Annotated in this window: 19 protein-coding genes and 1 tRNA gene; 11 read left to right on the plus strand and 9 right to left on the minus strand. The window is 67.1% G+C overall.

Features of this window, described 5'->3' with window-relative positions; all coding sequences use genetic code 11:
• Nucleotides 1-3: 3 nt before the first annotated feature.
• Nucleotides 4-1926 carry a 1,4-alpha-glucan branching protein GlgB gene (gene glgB, locus ACUVYZ_RS13455; RefSeq protein ID WP_439935021.1) on the minus strand — a complete coding sequence of 641 codons (1923 nt, stop codon included), beginning with the start codon at nucleotides 1924-1926 and terminating at the stop codon, nucleotides 4-6.
• Between the two features lie 237 nt (nucleotides 1927-2163).
• Here glgB and ACUVYZ_RS13460 point away from each other — a divergent pair, with 237 nt between their 5' ends.
• From ACUVYZ_RS13460 to mnmA, 7 genes are all read left to right on the plus strand, one after another.
• Entirely contained in the window at nucleotides 2164-3354 is a 1191-nt protein-coding gene (locus tag ACUVYZ_RS13460; protein ID WP_439935007.1) for an amylo-alpha-1,6-glucosidase, read from the plus strand.
• Between the two features lie 63 nt (nucleotides 3355-3417).
• A complete protein-coding gene (locus ACUVYZ_RS13465) occupies nucleotides 3418-4368 on the plus strand; it encodes an acetoin utilization protein AcuC (protein WP_439935006.1) in 951 nt (316 codons plus the stop codon).
• A gap of 253 nt (nucleotides 4369-4621) precedes the next feature.
• A complete protein-coding gene (locus ACUVYZ_RS13470; protein ID WP_439935005.1) occupies nucleotides 4622-5122 on the plus strand; it encodes a urate hydroxylase PuuD in 501 nt (166 codons plus the stop codon).
• A 299-nt stretch (nucleotides 5123-5421) separates the two neighbouring features.
• On the plus strand, nucleotides 5422-6006 hold the full coding sequence (locus ACUVYZ_RS13475) for a superoxide dismutase (protein WP_439935004.1): 585 nt from the start codon (nucleotides 5422-5424) through the stop codon (nucleotides 6004-6006).
• Between the two features lie 169 nt (nucleotides 6007-6175).
• Nucleotides 6176-6361 carry a hypothetical protein gene (locus tag ACUVYZ_RS13480; RefSeq protein WP_439935003.1) on the plus strand — a complete coding sequence of 62 codons (186 nt, stop codon included), beginning with the start codon at nucleotides 6176-6178 and terminating at the stop codon, nucleotides 6359-6361.
• Between the two features lie 111 nt (nucleotides 6362-6472).
• Nucleotides 6473-6919 carry an NUDIX hydrolase gene (locus ACUVYZ_RS13485; RefSeq protein ID WP_439935002.1) on the plus strand — a complete coding sequence of 149 codons (447 nt, stop codon included), beginning with the start codon at nucleotides 6473-6475 and terminating at the stop codon, nucleotides 6917-6919.
• A 3-nt stretch (nucleotides 6920-6922) separates the two neighbouring features.
• Nucleotides 6923-7987 carry a tRNA 2-thiouridine(34) synthase MnmA gene (gene mnmA / locus ACUVYZ_RS13490; protein ID WP_439935001.1) on the plus strand — a complete coding sequence of 355 codons (1065 nt, stop codon included), beginning with the start codon at nucleotides 6923-6925 and terminating at the stop codon, nucleotides 7985-7987.
• A gap of 25 nt (nucleotides 7988-8012) precedes the next feature.
• On the opposite strand, the gene ACUVYZ_RS13495 is transcribed toward mnmA, so the two are convergent.
• Nucleotides 8013-8624, minus strand: coding sequence for a glutathione S-transferase (locus ACUVYZ_RS13495; RefSeq protein ID WP_439935000.1), 612 nt, complete (start codon nucleotides 8622-8624; stop codon nucleotides 8013-8015).
• Between the two features lie 120 nt (nucleotides 8625-8744).
• Here ACUVYZ_RS13495 and purB point away from each other — a divergent pair, with 120 nt between their 5' ends.
• On the plus strand, nucleotides 8745-10115 hold the full coding sequence (purB, locus tag ACUVYZ_RS13500; RefSeq protein WP_439934999.1) for an adenylosuccinate lyase: 1371 nt from the start codon (nucleotides 8745-8747) through the stop codon (nucleotides 10113-10115).
• Between the two features lie 86 nt (nucleotides 10116-10201).
• On the plus strand, nucleotides 10202-11053 hold the full coding sequence (locus ACUVYZ_RS13505; RefSeq protein WP_439934998.1) for a tetratricopeptide repeat protein: 852 nt from the start codon (nucleotides 10202-10204) through the stop codon (nucleotides 11051-11053).
• Here ACUVYZ_RS13505 and ACUVYZ_RS13510 read toward each other — a convergent pair.
• The 6 genes from ACUVYZ_RS13510 to queA form a co-directional block, all read right to left on the minus strand.
• On the minus strand, nucleotides 11047-11688 hold the full coding sequence (locus ACUVYZ_RS13510; protein WP_439934997.1) for a DedA family protein: 642 nt from the start codon (nucleotides 11686-11688) through the stop codon (nucleotides 11047-11049). The genes ACUVYZ_RS13505 and ACUVYZ_RS13510 overlap by 7 nt on opposite strands.
• A 21-nt stretch (nucleotides 11689-11709) precedes the next feature.
• Complete coding sequence (gene secF / locus ACUVYZ_RS13515) at nucleotides 11710-12645, minus strand: protein translocase subunit SecF (protein WP_439934996.1); 936 nt, start codon at nucleotides 12643-12645, stop codon at nucleotides 11710-11712.
• Between the two features lie 25 nt (nucleotides 12646-12670).
• Nucleotides 12671-14488: a protein translocase subunit SecD gene (gene secD / locus ACUVYZ_RS13520; RefSeq protein ID WP_439934995.1), complete on the minus strand. Its 1818-nt coding sequence runs from the start codon at nucleotides 14486-14488 to the stop codon at nucleotides 12671-12673.
• A 70-nt stretch (nucleotides 14489-14558) separates the two neighbouring features.
• Complete coding sequence (yajC, locus tag ACUVYZ_RS13525; RefSeq protein ID WP_439934994.1) at nucleotides 14559-14894, minus strand: preprotein translocase subunit YajC; 336 nt, start codon at nucleotides 14892-14894, stop codon at nucleotides 14559-14561.
• Nucleotides 14895-14933: 39 nt separating this feature from the next.
• Nucleotides 14934-16034 (minus strand): tRNA guanosine(34) transglycosylase Tgt, encoded by a 1101-nt coding sequence (tgt, locus tag ACUVYZ_RS13530; protein ID WP_439934993.1) that lies wholly within the window; start codon nucleotides 16032-16034, stop codon nucleotides 14934-14936.
• A 14-nt stretch (nucleotides 16035-16048) separates the two neighbouring features.
• Nucleotides 16049-17080, minus strand: a complete 1032-nt coding sequence (gene queA, locus ACUVYZ_RS13535; protein WP_439934992.1) for a tRNA preQ1(34) S-adenosylmethionine ribosyltransferase-isomerase QueA — start codon at nucleotides 17078-17080, stop codon at nucleotides 16049-16051.
• Between the two features lie 170 nt (nucleotides 17081-17250).
• On the opposite strand from queA, the gene ACUVYZ_RS13540 reads away from it, so the two are divergent.
• Entirely contained in the window at nucleotides 17251-17544 is a 294-nt protein-coding gene (locus ACUVYZ_RS13540; RefSeq protein WP_439934991.1) for a hypothetical protein, read from the plus strand.
• Between the two features lie 155 nt (nucleotides 17545-17699).
• Nucleotides 17700-17786: transfer RNA gene (locus tag ACUVYZ_RS13545), tRNA-Leu, on the plus strand.
• 111 nt (nucleotides 17787-17897) lie between these two features.
• Here the strand turns inward: ACUVYZ_RS13545 and ACUVYZ_RS13550 are convergent.
• Nucleotides 17898-18071, minus strand: coding sequence for a hypothetical protein (locus ACUVYZ_RS13550; RefSeq protein ID WP_439934990.1), 174 nt, complete (start codon nucleotides 18069-18071; stop codon nucleotides 17898-17900).
• Between the last annotated feature and the right edge of the window lie 296 nt (nucleotides 18072-18367).

Consider the following 18367-nt stretch of genomic DNA (forward strand, 5'->3'; position numbering starts at 1 on the left):
TCTTCATCCCTCGTGGGTGAAATAGAGCGCGGCGAGGGGCGGGAGCGTCAAGGTCACCGAGTGGAAGCGCCCGTGGGCGGGCACCGGAGCGGCTTCCACGCCGCCCAGGTTGCCGGCGCCGCTGCCGCCGTAGAAGGGCGCGTCCGAGTTGAGCGCCTCCCGCCAGAAACCGCGGTGAGGAACGCCCACGATGTAGTTCTGGCGCAGGACTGGGGTGAAGTTGCACACCACCAGGACCGTGCGCTTGCGGTCCCGGGAGAAGCGCAGGAAGGACAGGACGCTCGCCTGGGCGTCGTGGCAGTCCACCCACTCGAAGCCCTCGTTGTGGAAGTCTAGCTCGTACAGCGCCGGCTCCTTGGCGTAGAAGCGGTTAAGATCCGCTACCCACTGCCGCACCCCGCCGTGCTCCGGATACTGCAGCACGTGCCACTCCAGGCTCTCGTCGTGCTGCCATTCCCGCCGCTGGCCGAACTCGCCCCCCATGAACAGCAGCTTCTTGCCCGGGTGCGCCCACATGTAGCCGTAGAGCAAGCGCAGGTTGGCGAACTGCTGCCAAGCGTCGCCCGGCATCTTGCCGATCAGGGAGCCCTTGCCGTGCACCACCTCATCGTGGGATAGGGGTAGGACGAAGTTCTCGTAGAAAGCGTACCAGATGCTGAAGGTGAGCCGGTCGTGGTGGTACTTGCGGTAGATGGGGTCCTGGCGCATGTAGTCCAGGGTGTCGTGCATCCAGCCCATGTTCCACTTCATGCCGAAGCCCAGGCCCCCCAAGTAAGTGGGACGGGACACCATGGGCCAGGAGGTGGACTCCTCGGCGATGGTCTGCACGTCGGGGTACGCCTGGTACACCAGCTCGTTCAGCTTGCGCAGGAAGGCGATGGCCTCCAGGTTCTCTTTGCCGCCGTAGACGTTGGGGATCCATTCGCCCTCCTTGCGCCCATAGTCCAGGTATAACATGGAGGCCACCGCGTCCACCCGCAGCCCGTCGATATGGTATTTGTCCAGCCAGAACAGGGCGCTGGACAGGAGGAAAGCCCGCACCTCGTGGCGTCCGTAGTTGAAGATGTAGCTGTTCCACTCCGGGTGGAAGCCCTGCTTCGGGTCGGCGTGCTCGTAGAGATAAGTTCCGTCGAAGTAGCACAGCCCGTGGCCGTCGCTGGGGAAGTGGGAGGGAACCCAGTCGAGGATCACCCCGATCCCGTGTTGGTGCAGCGTGTCTACCAGGTACATGAAGTCCTGGGGGGTGCCGTAGCGGGCGGTAGGGGCGAAATAGCCAGTCACCTGGTAGCCCCAGGAACCGAAGAAGGGATGCTCGGTGACCGGTAGCAGCTCCACGTGGGTGAAGCCCATGCTGCGGGCATACTCCGCCAGGGGCTGCGCGATCTCCCGGTAATTGAGCGAGCGATACCCATCCTCGGGCACGCGGCGCCAGGAACCCAGGTGCACCTCGTAGATGGAGATGGGCGCGTCTAGGGCGTTGCGGGCGCGCCGGCTCGCCATCCATTCCTGGTCGTGCCACTCGTAGTCGAGGCGCCAGGCACGGGAAGCGGTCTGGGGCGGCATCTCCCAGTAAAAAGCAAAGGGATCGCCCTTGTCCGCCTGGTAGTCGTGGAAGCGGGAGTGGATGCGGTACTTGTACGCCTGGCCCGGATGCACGCGGGGCACGAAGCCTTCCCAGATGCCGGAGCCGTCGTCCCGCGCCTGCAGGGGATGAGCGGCGGGGTCCCAGCCGTTGAAGTCGCCGATGACGGCGACCTGCCGGGCGTTTGGCGCCCACACGGCGAAGCGGGCGCCCTCGACGCCGCCTTCGCTCGTGAGATGGCAGCCCATCTTTTCATACAGGCGGGCGTGGTTGCCTTCCTTGAAGAGATAGACGTCGTGCTCGGTGAGCGTGGATGCGGCGGCGCGTTCAGCGGTCAGGTCCATCATGAGGTTCGAGCCTCTCCTCTCCGTTGGCCGGGCACGCGGGTACTTCGGGTGGGCTTGGCCCGGGAACCGACGTCTTCGGATACCCGGCGTTGCTCAACTGTTCGAAACCGCTGGCAGGCGCGCTCGCGCAAAAGAATGAGCGCACCCATATAGTGGACGCTTCTTGTTCGGAAGCTCGCCGTTCAATATAGCACAGCGTACCGCGCGGGCCAATGCGTGTATGATTCACGCTCCATGGGGAAAGAAGGGTTGCGGCCGCAGGACGGCGCATTGATCGAGGAATGCGCGGCGCGGGCGACGACGCTGCTCAAGGCAAACCTGACTCCCCACGGCATCCTCGCGGCGACGCCGGGCGGGCGCGCCCGGGAACGGAGCTACGACGCCGTGTTCGCCCGGGACGCCGGCCTGTGCGCGCTGGCCATGGCGCGCTCCGGCGATCCCGACCTGGTGGAGGGAGCCCGGGCGAGCCTCGCCACCCTCGCCCGCCACCAAGCGGACAATGGGCAGATTCCCAAGTTCGTGCGCCCCCGAGAGCAGGAGGCCGACTTCTGGTACGTGGGATGCATCGATGCCACCTTGTGGTGGCTGATCGCCGCCCGCCAGTACGTGCGGCTCACCGGCGACCGCGCCTTCGAGCGCTCCCATGCCGGTGCGATGGAGCGGGGGCTCCACTGGCTACGATGCCAGGAGCATCCGAAGCTCGGCCTTGTGGCGCAGAACGAGGCCGCCGACTGGGCCGACCTCATGCCGCGCTCGGGCTACGTCCTCTATTCCAACGCCCTGTGGTATTACGTCAAGCGGCTCTACCGCCAGCCGGGCGAGCGGGAGACCTGGCGCCACTTCAATCACCTGTTCTTTCCTTTCTCCGCCGAGCTTCCCGAATACCGCCGGCTGCGCCTGCTCGGCCATTTCGTGCGCCGCAAGGCGCGCAACCGGGAGCTTTATCTTTCCTTCGTCAATTTTTCCTTTTGGGGCGAGGAGGGGGACGTGTTCGGCAACCTCCTGGCGCTGCTGCTGGGCCTCGCTCCCGAGGCCCGAGCCCGGGCCATCGTGCGCGTCCTGGAGCGCGCCGGGGTGGAGCGGCCGGTGCCGGTGCGGGTGACCCTTTCTCCCATCGAGCCGGGTGCTCCCCTGTGGCGCGCCTATATGGGACGGCACCGGCAGAACCTGGCCTACCAATACCATAACGGCGGGTGCTGGCCCTTGGTCGGCGGCTTCTGGGTGATGGCCCTCGCCGCCCTGGGCGAGAAGGCCAGGGCCCAGGCAGCGCTTGCCCGGCTCGCCCAGGCCAACGCGGCGGGCGGCTGGGCCTTTTACGAGTGGTTCCATGGCCGCACCGGCGAGCCCATGGGGATGCGGGGCCAATCCTGGAGCGCGGCGGCCTTCCTGCTGGCCCGGGCCGCCCTGGGCGGGCGGGTGCTCTGACCGGCTCGCCGCATCCTCGTCCCCGAGACCGGTACTATGATGAAACAAAGGAGGAGGTCAGCCATGGGCGACAAGGTCTATCTCTACGTGGGCGACGAGCTCGCCCGCTACGGCTTCCCCGACGGCCATCCCTTCGGCCCCGACCGCCAGGCCGCGTTCCTGAGGGAAGCGACCCGCCAGGGTTTGCATCAGCGGGCGGCGCTGCGAACCCCTGTGGTGGCCAAGCGCGACGAGCTGGAGCGTTTCCACACGCCGGATTACCTGGAGCAGGTGGAGCGGGCCTCCCGGGCCGGGCGGGGCTATCTGGACTATGGGGACACGCCGGCCTTCCCCGGCGTTTTTGAAGCGGCCTCCACGGTGGTGGGCTCGGCCCTGGACGGGCTGCGGCGGCTCATGGACGGGGAATGCCGCCGCACTTTCCAGGCGATCGGGGGCCTGCACCATGCCCGCCGCGGCCGGGCGGCGGGCTTCTGCGTCTTCAACGACACGGGGGTGCTGATCGAGACCCTGCGCCGGGACTACGGCATCCGCCGGGTGGCCTACGTGGACATCGATGTCCATCATGGTGATGGGGTCTTTTACGCCTACGAGGACGACCCGGACGTGATCGTGGCGGACATCCACGAGGACGGCCGCTACCTGTACCCGGGAACGGGCCACGCCGACGAGACGGGCACCGGCCCCGCCGAGGGGACCAAGCTCAACGTGCCCATGCCCCCGGGAGCGGGGGACGAGGCGTTCTTCCAGGTGTGGGAGCGGGTGGAAGAGCATCTGCGCCGCTTCAAACCCGAGTTCGTGATCTTGCAGTGCGGCGCCGACAGCCTGGCGGGGGATCCTTTGGCCCACCTGCGCTACTCCCCGGCGGCTCATGCCCACGCGGCGCGGCGGCTCGCCGCCCTCGCCGAGGAGTACGCCCAGGGCCGGCTTATGGCCTTCGGCGGCGGGGGCTACGACCGTCCCAACCTGGGGGCGGCCTGGAGCGCCGTGCTGAAGGAGCTGGTGGAGGCGCCCTGACCCCCGGCGGGGCGGCTCCGGTCCGGCGCTTCCGCCCGTTCCTTCGAGGCCGGCGTCCAGGGCCCTGCGGGGCAGCATTTGCGCCCGCAGGGAATTGTTCCTAGACTGGCAACGAGTCTCAGACTCGATCCACTAAGAGGAGGGCGCAAACAATGAAAAACCCGTTGGATTCGTTGTGGGGCACCATCATCTCCGGTCTCGTCATCACGCTGATCCTCTATTACATCGTCAAGTTCGCCCTGGGAGGCTGACCATGGAATTCGTTCAGCTCGGCATCGGCCGCTGGATCCACATCCTGGCCGGCATCATGTGGATCGGCCTGCTCTATTACTTCAATTTCGTCCAGGTGGATGCCCTGAAAGCGGCTCAGGCCGACGGCACCGCGGCGGGCATCACCAAGCACGTGGCCCCCCGGGCGTTGCTCTACTTCCGCTGGGCGGCGGTGGTCACCTGGCTTGCGGGCGCCAATCTGCTGGGGAAGCATTTCTTCGACGCGTTCTTCTTTCTCGATCGGGCCTTCGTCCCCATCGGCGTCGGAGCTTGGCTCGGCACCATCATGCTGTTCAACGTGTGGGTGCTGATCTGGCCCAACCAGAAGAAGATCCTGGGCCTCACCCAGGCCACCGACGAGGAGAAGAACCGGGCGCGGCGCGTGGCCTTCCTGGCCTCCCGCACCAACACCATGCTCTCCATCCCCATGATCTTTTTCATGGTGGCGAGCGGCGGCATCCTGCGCACCGCCTTTTTCGGCTGAGCCGCCATAGTGTAGACTTTTCCCTCGCAGAAGCACGTATTTTTCCCGGGAGGCGGGCGGCAGGCCGCCCGCCTCCGCCGGCAGTCCCCCCAAGGGGTATCGCTTCCGAAGCGCTTTCCGGCCGGCGCAAAGCCGGCGCGCTCCGGCGCCGTGTCGCTCCATTGCCGGAAGCGAAGCGTCGCCTTTGAGCGGCGTGGGATGCGTCTCGGGGAGATGCCGGCCGGCGCTGGCGTTGCGTCCCGGGGCGTCTTCGTGGAATACCCGGGTTAGATCCTCACAACCAAGAAAGGAGAGTCCTCATGCAGCACGAGCTTCCCCCCCTCCCGTATCCCCTGGATGCCCTGGAGCCCCACATCTCCAGGGAAACGCTGGAATATCACTATGGGAAGCACCACCAGGCCTACGTGACCAACCTGAACAACCTGATCAAGGGCAGCGCCTTCGAAAACATGCCCCTGGAGCAGATCGTCAAGGAAGCGCCGGCGGGGGGCATTTTCAACAACGCGGCCCAGGTCTGGAACCATACCTTCTACTGGAACTCCCTTTCTCCCCAGGGGGGAGGGGAGCCTTCGGGCAGGCTCGCCGAGGCCATCCAGAAGAAATGGGGCTCTTTCGAGGCGTTCAAGGATGCCTTCAGCAAGGCCGCGGTGGGGAACTTCGGCTCGGGCTGGACCTGGCTGGTGAAAAAGGCCGATGGGACCCTGGACATTGTGAACACCGCCAACGCCCAGACCCCCCTGACCGGGCCGGATCGGCCGCTCCTCACCTGTGACGTGTGGGAGCACGCCTACTATATCGATTACCGCAACCGGCGCCCGGACTACGTGGGGGCCTTCTGGAAGATCGTCAACTGGGCCTTTGCCGCCAAGAACTTCGGCGCTTAAGCTCAAGCGAATTCTTGGCGGATAAGGGGGCTGGGTGGCGCGTAGGCGCCGGGCCCGGGGTTCGGGTGCAGTGTCAACCGCCGGCAGCGCAGCGCGTTAAAGCTAGCGACCGGTTCGCCGGTCGCTAGTCTTTTCCCATATCAACACCTAACCTTAAACAGAGGAAAAAATGCGCAAGCTGCTGTCCGCCCTGTTCGCTTCTCTGATCGCCCTCGGGCTCGCCGCCAATCCCGTGATGGCTCAGGAGAAGAAGGAAGAGAAGAAAGAAATGAAGGCCGAAGAGAAGAAGGCCGGCGACAAGAAGAAGAAAGAAGAGAAGAAAGAGGAAGCGAAGAAGGAGGAAACGAAGAAGTAACCGGGCGTCCCGGTTTCTTTCGGGAAGGCAGGGCGCAGCCGCCCTGCCTTTTTTATTCCCGTCGACGGTCGCGGGCGGCGGGGTAAAATAGATCTTTTTCCGATTTTCCCCATGGTGTGGAAGCCCAACGTCACGGTGGCGGCCGTGGTGGAGCAGGACGGCCGGTTTCTCCTGGTAGAGGAGCGCACCCGCAAGGGGCGCCGATTCAACCAGCCGGCGGGCCACCTGGAACCCCACGAGACCTTGATGGAGGCGGTGGCCCGGGAAACCCTGGAGGAGACCGGTTATCGCTTCGCCCCCCAATGGCTGCTGGGGGTCTACCGCTGGCACTACGCGGAGACGGGCATCACCTACCTGCGTTTCGCCTTCTGCGGCGCCGTGACCGGCCACGAGCCTGAGCGCCCCCTGGACCGGGGCATCATCCGGGCGGCCTGGCTCGCCCCGGGAGAGATCCGAGCCAGCCGGGACCGGCACCGCAGCCCCCTGGTGCTGCGCTGCCTGGAGGATTATCTCGCCGGCCGGCGCTATCCCCTGGACGTCTTGACCCACCTCGGCTGACCCATGGCCCGCCCCCGCGTGGTCGTCGGCATGTCCGGCGGCGTCGATTCCTCCGTCGCGGCCCTGCTCCTCAAGGAGCGGGGCTTCGAGGTGGTCGGCCTGTTCATGAAGAACTGGGAGGACGACGATGACGAGGAATACTGCACTTCGCGCCAGGACCTAGTGGACGCGGTCTCGGTGGCGGAGGTCCTCGGCATCGAGATCGAGGCGGTCAACTTCTCCCGGGAGTACCGGGAACGGGTGTTCAGCCACTTCCTGGCCGAGCACCGGGCCGGGCGCACCCCCAACCCGGATGTGCTGTGCAACGCCGAGATCAAGTTCAAGGCGTTTCTGGACCATGCCCTGGGCATGGGGGCGGACTGGATCGCCACCGGCCACTACGCCCAGGTGCGGGAAGTGGATGGGAAGTACCAGTTGCTCAAGGCCGAGGACGGCACTAAGGACCAGAGCTATTTCCTGTACCGGCTGAACCAGGAACAGCTCGGTCGAACCCTCTTCCCCCTGGGCAGGCTCTACAAGCGGGAGGTGCGAGAGATCGCCCGCCGGGCCGGCCTTCCGGTCCACGACAAGAAGGACTCCACCGGCATCTGTTTCATTGGCGAGCGGCCGTTTCGCGAATTCCTCGGGCGCTACCTGCCCCAGCAGCCTGGCCCCATAGAGACGCCTGAGGGGAAGGTGGTGGGCCGCCACGTGGGCCTCATGTTCTACACCCTCGGCCAGCGCCACGGCCTGGGGATCGGCGGGCCCGGCGCGCCCTGGTACGTGGCGGGCAAGGATCTGGCCCGCAATGCGCTGATCGTGGTGCAGGGCCAAGACCATCCCTTGCTGTGGCGCGACAGCCTCACCTGCGCCGACTTGTCCTGGGTGAGCAGGGAAGCCCCCCGGTGCCATTGGGTCTACGCCGCCAAGACCCGCTACCGGCAGCCGGACGCCCCGTGCACCATCGACAGCATCGTGGACGGCCGCGCCACGGTGCGCTTCGCCGCGCCCCAATGGGCGGTCACGCCGGGCCAGTCGGTGGTGATCTACGAAAGCCGGGTATGCCTGGGGGGAGGTCTCATCGAATGAGGCCTTGAAACCCGTTCCCCGCCGCTCATGGCTTGGGCGGTGCGGTGTCGGTGAAAGAGGGGCGCTTGCTGAGCTTGTCGTAGAGCCGCTTGAGGTTGGGGTGGGCGCCGGCCCAATCCAGGTCGGGCAGCCGGAAGCCGAGCCACCCTAGGCAGCAGCCCACCGCGATGTCGGCGAGGGAATAGCCTTCCCCGTGGCACCAGTTTTTCTCCCCCAGCTCTTCGGCCATCATTTCCAGGCCGGCGGAGACCTTCCGTTGCTGCCGCTCGATCCACGCCCCGCTCTGCTGGGCGGCCGGCCGCTTGCCCTCCCGATAGACGGCGATGGCCGCCTCCAGCACCCCGTCGGCGAGGGCCTCCCAGCGGCGCACCATCACCCGGGGGCGGCCGTTGTCGGGGATGAGCCGGGAGACGGGCGTGAGCCCGTCCAGGTATTCCACGATCACCCGGGAGTCGAACAGGGCGGTGCCGTCGTCCATGAGGAGGACGGGTACTTTGCCCAGGGGATTGAGCCGGGGGATGGGGGTGGCTTCGTCCCAGGGATCGTGCGGCTCGAAATCGCACTCGATGCGCTTTTCCGCCATCACGATCCGTACTTTGCGCACGAAGGGGCTGGTCAGGGATCCGAGAAGCTTCATGGAAGGGCGTGGCTCGCGTCGAGAACCGGTGGCGAATTATAGCATCGGCGAAAAGCCGCTTCTCCTCCCGGGCGTGCCCATGCCTCATGATAAAATTCGCGTTTTGCAATGGCTTCTTTCATGACCCTTTCCTCCCTCACGGCCTTGTCCCCGCTGGACGGCCGCTACCATGCCAAAGTGGAGCGCCTGCGGGCCTGGTTCAGCGAGGCGGCCCTGATCCGGCTGCGGGTCAAGGTGGAGATCGAGTGGCTGCTGGCCCTCGCGGCCGAGCCCGCCATCCGGGAGCTTCCCGCCTTTTCTCCCGCCACGGTGCAGGCGCTGCGGGAGCTCGCGGAGCGCTTCGGTCTCGAAGACGCCGCGGCGGTGAAGGCGATCGAAGCGCGCACCAACCACGACGTCAAGGCCATCGAGTACTGGATTCGGGAGCGGCTCTCCGGCAACCCGGAAGCAGAGCGCGCCTCGGTTTTCATCCATTTTGCCTGCACCTCGGAAGACATCAACAACCTAGCCTATGGCCTGATGCTGCAAGGCGCGCGGGAAGAGGTGCTGCTGCCCCTGATCCGACGGCTGGAGGCGGCGCTTGCGGAGCTCGCCCACCGGCTGGCCGACCAGCCCATGCTGGCCCGTACCCACGGGCAGCCCGCCTCTCCCACCACCTTGGGAAAGGAGATGGCGAACGTAGCCTACCGGCTGCGTCGGGCGCGCCGCCGCGTCGAGTCGGTGACGCTCACCGGCAAGATGAATGGGGCGGTGGGCAACTACAACGCCCACCTGGCGGCCTACCCGGACTTCGACTGGGAAGGCTTCGCCCGGCGTTTCGTGGAAGGCCTGGGCCTCGCCTTTAACCCCTACACCATCCAGATCGAGCCCCACGACGCCATGGCCGAGCTGTTCGACGCCCTGGCCGCCGCTAACACCGTGTGCATCGACCTAGACCGGGACCTGTGGGGCTACATCGCCTTGGGCTATTTCAGGCAGCGGGCGGAGGCCGAGGAGGTGGGCTCCTCCACCATGCCCCACAAGGTGAACCCCATCGACTTCGAGAACTCGGAGGGGAACCTGGGGCTCGCCAACGCGTTGCTGCGGCACCTCTCGGACAAGCTCCCCGTCTCCCGCTGGCAGCGGGACCTCACCGACTCCACGGTGCTGCGCAACGTGGGCGTCGCCTTGGGCCACAGCGTGCTGGGCTTCGAGGCCCTGCTCCAGGGGCTCGACAAGCTGGAGGCCAACCCGGCCCGGCTCGAGGAGGACTTGGACGGGGCGTGGGAAGTCCTGGCGGAGGCGGTACAGACGGTGATGCGCCGCCATGGGCTTCCCGACCCCTACGAGCAGCTCAAGCGGCTCACCCGGGGAAAGGGGACCCTCACCCGGGCTGCGCTGCACCAGTTCATCCGGGACCTCCCGTTGCCCGAGCCGGAGAAGGAGCGGCTGCTCAGGCTCACGCCCCGGGATTACACCGGGCTCGCGGCCCGGCTCGCCCGCAGAATCTAGCCCCGGGCCGCCCCCTTTCCGGGGCCGGGTTGAAATTCCCGGCGCCGGCCTTAATTCTTCCAGGAATTCGATAGGGAGTGGGAAAAATGAGTGCCCATTCGTTGGACGTCAACGCATCCGATTTCGATGCGGTGGTGATCGAAGGCTCGAAGCGCCGGCCCGTGCTGGTGGACTTCTGGGCCGCGTGGTGCGCCCCTTGCCGGGCCCTCAAGCCCATCCTGGAGAAGCTGGCGGAGGAATACCAGGGCCGCTTTCTCCTGGCCAAGGTGAATTCCGACGACAACCCGGCGCTCGCCATGCGCTACGGCGTGCGCGGCATTCCCAACGTGAAGGCCTTCGTGGACGGGGAAGTGCGGGACGAATTCTCCGGCGCTCTTCCCGAGTCCATGGTGCGGCAGTTCATCGAGCGGCTCTTTCCTTCCCGGGCCGAGGAGCTGCGCCGCCTGGCGGCGGCGCTGCGGGCGGCGGGCCGGCTGGAGGAGGCCTTGGCGCGCCTGGACGAGGCCCAGGCCCTGGAGCCGGAGAACGAAGGGATCAAGGGGGACCGGGCGGAGATCCTCCTGGACCAGGGCCGGGCGGAGGAAGCGAAAGCCCTGCTGGAAAACCTTTCCATCTTCGCGCGGGACGAGCCCCGAGTAGCGGCCCTCGTCGCCCGGGCGGAATTCGCCGGCGCGGAGAGGCAGGACGTGGAGGCCTTGCGCCAGCGCATCGCCGCCGATCCCGGCGACCTGGAGGCCCGGCTCAGACTGGCGCGCCACTACGCGAGCCGGGGGGAGTACGAGCCGGCGATGGCCGAGCTCCTGGAAGTCGTCCGCCGGGACCGGGGCGAGGCTAAAGAGGCGGCGCGCAAGACCATGCTCTCCGTCTTCGACCTGCTGGGCAAGCGGGGGGAGCTGGTGAGCAAGTACCGGCGGCTGCTGGCGAGCGCCCTCTACTGACGCGCCGCCGCCCGCTGGCGCAGGTACTCGAAGATCCCCGGGGAGATGGAAAGCAGGACGATGCCCAGGATTACCAGGGTGAGGTTTGCCTTGACCCAGGGCAGGTTGCCGAAGTAGTAGCCGGCGTAGGTGAGGGAGACGACCCACAGCACCGCGCCCGTCACGTTGTAGAACAGGAAGCGCCCGTACTCCATGGTGCCGATGCCGGCGACGAAGGGGGCGAAGGTGCGGATGATGGGCACGAAGCGGGCGATGACGATGGTCTTGCCCCCGTGCCGCTCGTAGAAGCGGTGGGTCCGGTCCAGGTACTCCTTCCTGAAGAAGCGGGCGTTCTCCTCGTGGAACACCCGCGGCCCCACCGCCTTGCCGACCCAGTAGTTGACCGTGTCCCCCAGAATCGCGGCCGCGACGAGCAGTAGCACCACCAGATGGACGTCCATCGTTCCCGCCGCGGCCAGGGCGCCGGCGACGAAGAGCAGCGAGTCGCCCGGAAGAAACGGGGTGACCACCAGCCCGGTTTCGCAGAAGACGATCAGGAACAGCAGGGCGTAGATCCATACCCCGTAGTTTTCCACCACCCAGACCAGGTGGCGGTCCAGATGGACGAGGAGATCGACGAGAGTGGCGAGGTCCACGGGCCGAGTTTCACCCCGAGCTCACGGCGTCGCGTCCGCCTGGCTCTTTTTCTCCGGCTTCACGAAATCGGCGCGGGAGACTCCGAGCCACATCACCACGGGGCTCGCCACCAGCACCGACGAGTAGGTGCCGACCACGATGCCGATGGTGAGGGCCAGGGCGAAGTTGAACAGCGTCTCGCCGCCGAAGAACAGAATGGCGAGCACCATGAGCTGGGTCGTGCCCGACAGGATCACGGTGCGCGCCAGGGTCTGGGTGATGGAGTGGTCGATGATCTCGGCCGTGCTCGCCTTGCGCATCTTCTTGAAGTTCTCCCGGATGCGGTCGAACACCACCACGGTGTCGTTGACCGAATAGCCCAGGATCGCCAGCACCGCAGCTAGCACCGTGAGGGAGAATTCCCACTGGAACAGGGCGAACAGGCCCAGGATGAACACGATGTCGTGGGCCGTGGCGACGATGGCGCCCACGGCGAAGCGCCACTCGAAGCGCACCGCCAGGTAGATCATGATGCCGATGGTGACCACTAGCAGGGCCAGCGACCCGTCGTAGAGCAGCTCCGCCCCCACCTGGGGGCCGACGAACTCGACCCGCTGGAGCTCGACCGCGGCGTCGGCCGCCTTGAGGGCGGCGAGCACCTGCTCCGAGAGCTGGGCCGAGGTGACGCCCTCCCGCACCGGGAGCCGGATCAGCACGTCGCGGGCGGTGCCGAATGCCTGGGCGACGGCGTCGCCGAAACCGGCGCGGCTCAAGGTCTCCCGGATCTTCGGCAGGTCGGCGGCGTTCGGATAAGCCACCTCCATGACCGTGCCGCCAGTGAAGTCCACTCCCAGGTTTAAGCCCCGGAAGATCAGCGCCCCCACGGCGAGGGCGAAGAACATCGAGGAGACGATGATCGTCGCCCGGGCGTATTTCATGAACGGGATGTCGCGCTGGAGGCGGATGATTTCGAGCATGCCGGGACAGCCTTCCTGGGACGTTCTACACCGGCAGGCGCTCGAGGCGCCGCTGGCGGCCGTAGATCAGGTTGGTGATGGCGCGGGACACCATGACCGCGCTGAAGATGGAAGTGAGGATGCCGATGCACAGGGTCACGGCGAAGCCGCGCACCGGGCCGGAGCCGAGCCAGAACAGGGCGAAGCCCGCGATCAGGGTGGTGATGTTGGAGTCCAGGATGGTGTCGAAGGCCCGTTCATAGCCCGCGTGGATGGCCGCCTGGGGTGTATTGCCGTTCTTGAGCTCCTCGCGGATGCGCTCGATGATGAGCACGTTGGCGTCGATGGCCATGCCCACGGTCAAGGCGATGCCAGCGATGCCGGGTAGCGTCAGGGTCGCCTGCAGCATGGACATGATCGCCACCAGCAGGAACACGTTGGTCGCCAGCGCCACGACGGCGATGACGCCGAACACCCGGTAGTACACTGCCATGAAGGCGGCGATGGCGACGAAGCCGTAGAGGGTGGAGTCGAAGCCCTTCTCGATGTTCTCCCGGCCCAGGCTGGGGCCGACCGTGCGCTCCTCCACGATCTCCATGGGCGCGGCCAGGGCCCCGGCCCGCAGGAGGAGCGCGATGTCCCGCGCCTCCTCGGTGTTCATGCGCCCGCTGATCTGCACCCGCCCGCCGCCGATTTCCTCCCGGATGACCGGCGCGGTGATCACCTCCGCCTGGCCCTTTTCGATCAGCAGGATCGCCATGCGCTTGCCCACGTTTTCGCGGGTGACGTTCTTGAAGATCCGAGCGCCCGTGCCGTCCAGGGTCACGTGGACCGCCGGCTCTCCCGTGCGGCTGTCGAAGCCCGGCTGGGCGTCGGTGATGCGCTCGCCGGTCAGCACCACGCTCTTTTTCACCAGGAGGGGCGTGCCGTCCCGGTCCCGGTAGAGCTCGGTCCCCAGGGGGAGATTGCCGGTGCGCTCCGCTTCCAGGGGATCGTGGGTCTCGTCCACCAGGCGGATCTCCAGGGTGGCGGTGCGCCCCAGGATCTCCTTGGCCTTGGCCGTGTCCTGGACGCCCGGGAGCTGGACCACGATGCGGTCCGAGCCCTGCTGCTGGATGATGGGTTCTGCCACGCCCAGCTCGTTCACCCGGTTGCGCAGGGTGGTCAGGTTCTGCTGCAGGGCGAGTTCTTGCACCCGCTTCTCGGCCTCGGGCCTCAAAGTGGCCGAGAGCAGGAGTTCACCGCCCTGGGCCTCCTCTCGCAGGAGGAGCTCCGGATAATTTTTCTCGATCAGCTTTACTGCTTCGGCGCGGGCGGCGGGATCCCGGAAGCGGACCTGGACCGTGGTGCCGGTGCGGCTGATGCCGCCGTAGGCGATCTTGTTCTCGCGCAACAGGGTGCGCAGGTCGTTGACGTAGCGCTCGGCGGCCTTCTCCACCGCCGCCTTCATGTCCACCTGCAGCAGAAAGTGGACGCCGCCCCGCAGGTCCAGGCCCAGGTACATGGGAAGGGCGCGGATGGCGGCGAGCCAGCGGGGCGAGCTGGAGAGTAGGTTCAAGGCCACCACGTACTGCTCGCCGAGCTGGGTCGCCAGCAGGTCCTTGGCCTTGAGCTGGGTGTCGGTGTCGGTAAAGCGCACCTTGACCCCCGTGGGATCGAGGAACGCGCCTTGGTGGGGAATGCCCGCGGTCTTGAGGGCCGCTTCCACCCGCTCCAGCAGGGCCGGGTCGGCCTTGGCGGCGGAGCGGGCTGGCGTGACCTGGACTGCCGGCACCTCGGGGAAGAAATTGGGCAGGGTGTAGACCACCCCAATGAGGAGGATGGTCCCGATCAGGAGGTACTTCCAGAGAGGGTAGCGGTTCATCGTCGGCGCGGGCCGGCAAAAGGGACCGGACTAAGACGGGCGCAGCCGGCCGAGACGTTGCCCGAGGCCGTCATCCTTCGCCTTTCGCCGACTTGAACGTGCCCTTGGGCAGCAGGAGCTGGATCGACTGCTTCTGCACCTGAATCTCCACGTTGTCGGCCACCTGCAGGGTCACGTACCCGTCTCCCACCTTGGTGATGCGGCCGAGGGTGCCGCCGGCGGTGACCACTTCGTCGCCCTTCTGCAGCGCCTCGATCATCGCCTTGTGCTCCTTGGCCCGCTTCATCTGCGGGCGGATGAGCATGAAGTAAAACAGCACGAAGATGAGGATCAGGGGCAGCAGGCTCAGCCAGTCGGCGCCACCCGTCGCTGGCGCGCCCTGGGCAAAGGCTTGGGGAATCAGCACCTTGTTTCTCCGAGCAGGTTTATAAAGGGCTGAATTTTATCACGCTTCCAAGGGCGCCCGGTTGAAGGCGGTGGCGTATTCGGCGTAGCGGCCCTGCTGGATCGCCTCTCGGGCCTCCCGCATCAGCCGCTGGTAATAGTGCAGGTTGTGCAGGGTGTTGAGCCGGGCCCCCAGGATCTCGTTCACCCGCTGCAGATGGTGCAGGTAGGCCCGGGTGAACGTGCGGCAGGTGTAGCAATCGCACTCCTCGTCCAGGGGGGAGAGATCTGCCCGGTAGCGGCTGTTGCGCAGCTTCACTACGCCCCGGCGGGTGTACACCCAGCCGTTGCGGGCGTTGCGGGTGGGCAGCACGCAGTCGAAGAGGTCGATGCCCCGGGCGATGGCCTCCACGATATCGGCGGGCGTGCCCACGCCCATGAGATAGCGGGGGCGCTCGGCGGGCAGGCGCGCCGCCGTGTGATCCAGGACGCGCAGCCTCTCCTCCTTGGGCTCGCCGACGGAAAGCCCGCCGATGGCGTAGCCGTCGAAGCCAATGTCCATCAGGCCTTTCAGGGAAGCCTCCCGCAGGTGCTCGAACATTCCGCCCTGAACGATGCCGAAGAGCGCATTCTCGCTTCCCTCGAACGCCCGCTTGCTGCGCTCTGCCCAGCGCAGGGAAAGCTCCATGGAGGCGCGCGCCTCGGCTTCGCTGGCGGGGTAAGGGGTGCACTCGTCGAAGACCATGGCCACGTCGGCGTTGAGCAGGCGCTGGATGCGCATGGACTCCTCGGGAGTGAGGAAGCACCGGTCCCCGTTCACCGGGGAGCGGAAGGCGACGCCTTCCTCGCTGATCTTGCGCAGCGGGCCCAGGCTGAACACCTGGTAGCCGCCCGAGTCGGTGAGGATGGGGCCGTCCCAGCCCATGAAGCGGTGCAGCCCCCCATGGGCCTCGATCACCGCGAGGCCCGGCCGCAGCCACAGGTGGAAAGTGTTGCCCAGCACCATCTGGGCGCCCAGCCCTTTCAGCTCCGCCGGGCTCATGGCCTTCACCGTGCCGTAAGTGCCCACCGGCATGAACGTCGGGGTATCCACCACCCCGTGGGCGAGGACGAGACGGCCGCGGCGGGCGGCGCCGTCCCGGGCGATCAGCTCGAATTGCATGAGGAAGTCACCGGTCAGCTCTGCTGCCTTTCGATCAGCATGGCGTCGCCGTAGCTGAAGAAGCGGTAGCGCTGTTCCACGGCGTGGGCATAAGCCCGGCGGATGGACTCGAGGCCGCCGAAGGCCGAGACCAGCATGAGCAGGGTCGACCTGGGCAGATGGAAATTGGTGAGCAGGCGTTCCACCACCCGGAAGCGGTAGCCGGGCAGGATGAACAGATTGGTCTCGTCGGCGCCGGGGCGTAAGTTTCCCCGGGCGGCGGCCGCTTCCAGGGCGCGCAGGGTCGTGGTGCCCACCGCCAGCACCCGGCCGCCCCGGGCGCGGGCGCGCTCCACCGCCGCCACGGTCTCCTCGGGAATGCGGTACCACTCGGCGTGCATCACGTGGCGCGAGAGGTCCTCCTCCCGCACCGGCTGGAACGTTCCCGCACCCACGTGCAGGGTGAGGAAAGCCGTTTCCGCCCCCGCCTGGCGCAGCCGCTCCAGCATCGCCTCGTCGAAATGCAGCCCGGCGGTGGGCGCCGCCACCGCGCCGGGGATGCGGGCGTAGACGGTCTGGTAACGGCGCTCGTCCTCGGTGTCGGGTGCGTGCTCGATGTAGGGCGGCAAGGGCACTTCCCCGTGGCGTTCCAGCAGGGTGAAGAGGTCGGCTTCGTCGTGGAAGCGCAGCCGGAAGAAGGGCCCTTCCCTGCCCAGCACCGTCGCCGGGATTTCCCCCGCCAGCACCAGCTCGCTCCCCTCCCGGGGGGATTTGCTGGCCCGCACCTGGGCCAGGGCCTCGTGCTCGCCCAGCACCCGCTCCACCAGGACCTCCACCTGGCCGCCCGAGCGCTTCCGGCCCCGGAGCCGCGCCTTGATCACCCGGGTGTCGTTGAACACCAGCAGGTCCCCGGGGTGCACGAGCCGGGGCAGATCCTGGAACTGGAGGTCCTGCACCGCGCCGGTTTTGCCGTCCAGGTGCAACAGACGGCTCGCGCTGCGGGCGGCCGCCGGGGTCTGGGCGATGAGTTCCCGCGGCAGGTGGAAGTCGAAGTCGGAGAGCCGCATGGGCGGGCATTATAAAACGGGCCCTCCGCTTCATCCCTCAGGGTAACGGGGACGGTTGCGACCGGTCAAAGGAAAAGGGCGCCCGCCAGGTCGCCGGCTTTCCTCCCGGCCGGGGCCGGGCCGTCGAAAGCCGCTCGGGAACGCCCCTTGGCAATGGACAGGAGACCCTTATGGATAAGCGCTTGTTGAAAACCTTACCGGCGGGTGTCATCGCCTTGGCCGCCTGGGGGGTTGCGCCCGCCTGGGCGGACGCCGGGGTCTGGGACCACTTCGAGCGCATGCGCCGGGTCTCGGACTGCGTTCCGGCTCCGGGACACGGGCTCGAGCCGATGGGCGGGGTGGAAAAGGCCGCCCGCGGGGTGAAGGGCCAGTCGGGACCCATGGCCGCCGCCCAGTCCGATCCGCAAAAGATGGAGGCCTTGCGGCAGCCCACCGACGGTTGGGCCGCCGGGATGGAACGTTAACCCGGGCTCGTCGGCTGCGAAGCCACCTAGCCCCGGATCCTCCTCCCAAATTTCCTCGTGAAACGTTCGGGTCGAGCCTGCAACCCGGGAGGGTGGGGCCCGCCGCGCCCTCCGGTTGCCGGCCCTTCGGGCGATGGGGGATAATCTCGCGGCTTGCCGGGATGGCGGAACTGGTAGACGCACGGGACTCAAAATCCCGCGGCCGCGAGGCCGTGCGAGTTCGACTCTCGCTCCCGGCACCACGGCTCGCTACTTTTACGAACCCTGCGAGCTCAGGGAAGCCGTGCGATCGGGTCCCGCGCCGTGCGCTCGATTACCGTGCGGAAGGTGACCGGCGCTTCGGCGACCGTGTCCTAGGCGTAGCGCAGCTCCTGGGTGCCTTCCCAGACGATGCTGCCGTCCTGACTGTCCCAGACCTGGAAGAACGGGTGGACCAGCGCGTACTTGGTCTCCACCAGGCGCAGCCCGAAGGCGCCCAGGCGCTGCTTTTCGCCCTGGTCGAATCGCTGGAGCTTGAGATGGGCCACGTACCGGCCCCGGCGACTCTGCCCGCCTTCCGCAGGACGCTGCGGTCGAAGACGCCGGTGTCCCGGCAGTCGTCGTGCATGCGCTTCTAGGCGTCGGTAAGCCCGGCCTGATTGATGGCGGAGAGGGTCGCGGCCAGGGACCGGGACACCCGGCGGGTGGCGCCGGAGTGCGCTTTCACGGGAACCCTCTGGGGTGGGCGCTCGCGCCGGGGATAGGGGCCGGCGGCCATGGCCGGACGAAACGATGGCATTCGATGCATGGTCTCGGATAGGGCAGGTTGAGTTCAAGGCGCCGG

This window comes from Pelomicrobium sp. P1, from assembly GCF_052805615.1.

What these genes read in the sequence shown, in the direction of transcription:
- glgB (WP_439935021.1), bottom strand. Translation starts at nt 1,926, where the DNA reads ATGGACCTGACCGCTGAACGCGCCGCCGCATCCACGCTCACCGAGCAC.
- ACUVYZ_RS13460 (WP_439935007.1), top strand. Translation starts at nt 2,164, where the DNA reads ATGGGGAAAGAAGGGTTGCGGCCGCAGGACGGCGCATTGATCGAGGAA.
- ACUVYZ_RS13465 (WP_439935006.1), top strand. Translation starts at nt 3,418, where the DNA reads ATGGGCGACAAGGTCTATCTCTACGTGGGCGACGAGCTCGCCCGCTAC.
- ACUVYZ_RS13470 (WP_439935005.1), top strand. Translation starts at nt 4,622, where the DNA reads ATGGAATTCGTTCAGCTCGGCATCGGCCGCTGGATCCACATCCTGGCC.
- ACUVYZ_RS13475 (WP_439935004.1), top strand. Translation starts at nt 5,422, where the DNA reads ATGCAGCACGAGCTTCCCCCCCTCCCGTATCCCCTGGATGCCCTGGAG.
- ACUVYZ_RS13480 (WP_439935003.1), top strand. Translation starts at nt 6,176, where the DNA reads ATGCGCAAGCTGCTGTCCGCCCTGTTCGCTTCTCTGATCGCCCTCGGG.
- ACUVYZ_RS13485 (WP_439935002.1), top strand. Translation starts at nt 6,473, where the DNA reads ATGGTGTGGAAGCCCAACGTCACGGTGGCGGCCGTGGTGGAGCAGGAC.
- mnmA (WP_439935001.1), top strand. Translation starts at nt 6,923, where the DNA reads ATGGCCCGCCCCCGCGTGGTCGTCGGCATGTCCGGCGGCGTCGATTCC.
- ACUVYZ_RS13495 (WP_439935000.1), bottom strand. Translation starts at nt 8,624, where the DNA reads ATGAAGCTTCTCGGATCCCTGACCAGCCCCTTCGTGCGCAAAGTACGG.
- purB (WP_439934999.1), top strand. Translation starts at nt 8,745, where the DNA reads ATGACCCTTTCCTCCCTCACGGCCTTGTCCCCGCTGGACGGCCGCTAC.
- ACUVYZ_RS13505 (WP_439934998.1), top strand. Translation starts at nt 10,202, where the DNA reads ATGAGTGCCCATTCGTTGGACGTCAACGCATCCGATTTCGATGCGGTG.
- secF (WP_439934996.1), bottom strand. Translation starts at nt 12,645, where the DNA reads ATGCTCGAAATCATCCGCCTCCAGCGCGACATCCCGTTCATGAAATAC.
- secD (WP_439934995.1), bottom strand. Translation starts at nt 14,488, where the DNA reads ATGAACCGCTACCCTCTCTGGAAGTACCTCCTGATCGGGACCATCCTC.
- tgt (WP_439934993.1), bottom strand. Translation starts at nt 16,034, where the DNA reads ATGCAATTCGAGCTGATCGCCCGGGACGGCGCCGCCCGCCGCGGCCGT.
- queA (WP_439934992.1), bottom strand. Translation starts at nt 17,080, where the DNA reads ATGCGGCTCTCCGACTTCGACTTCCACCTGCCGCGGGAACTCATCGCC.
- ACUVYZ_RS13540 (WP_439934991.1), top strand. Translation starts at nt 17,251, where the DNA reads ATGGATAAGCGCTTGTTGAAAACCTTACCGGCGGGTGTCATCGCCTTG.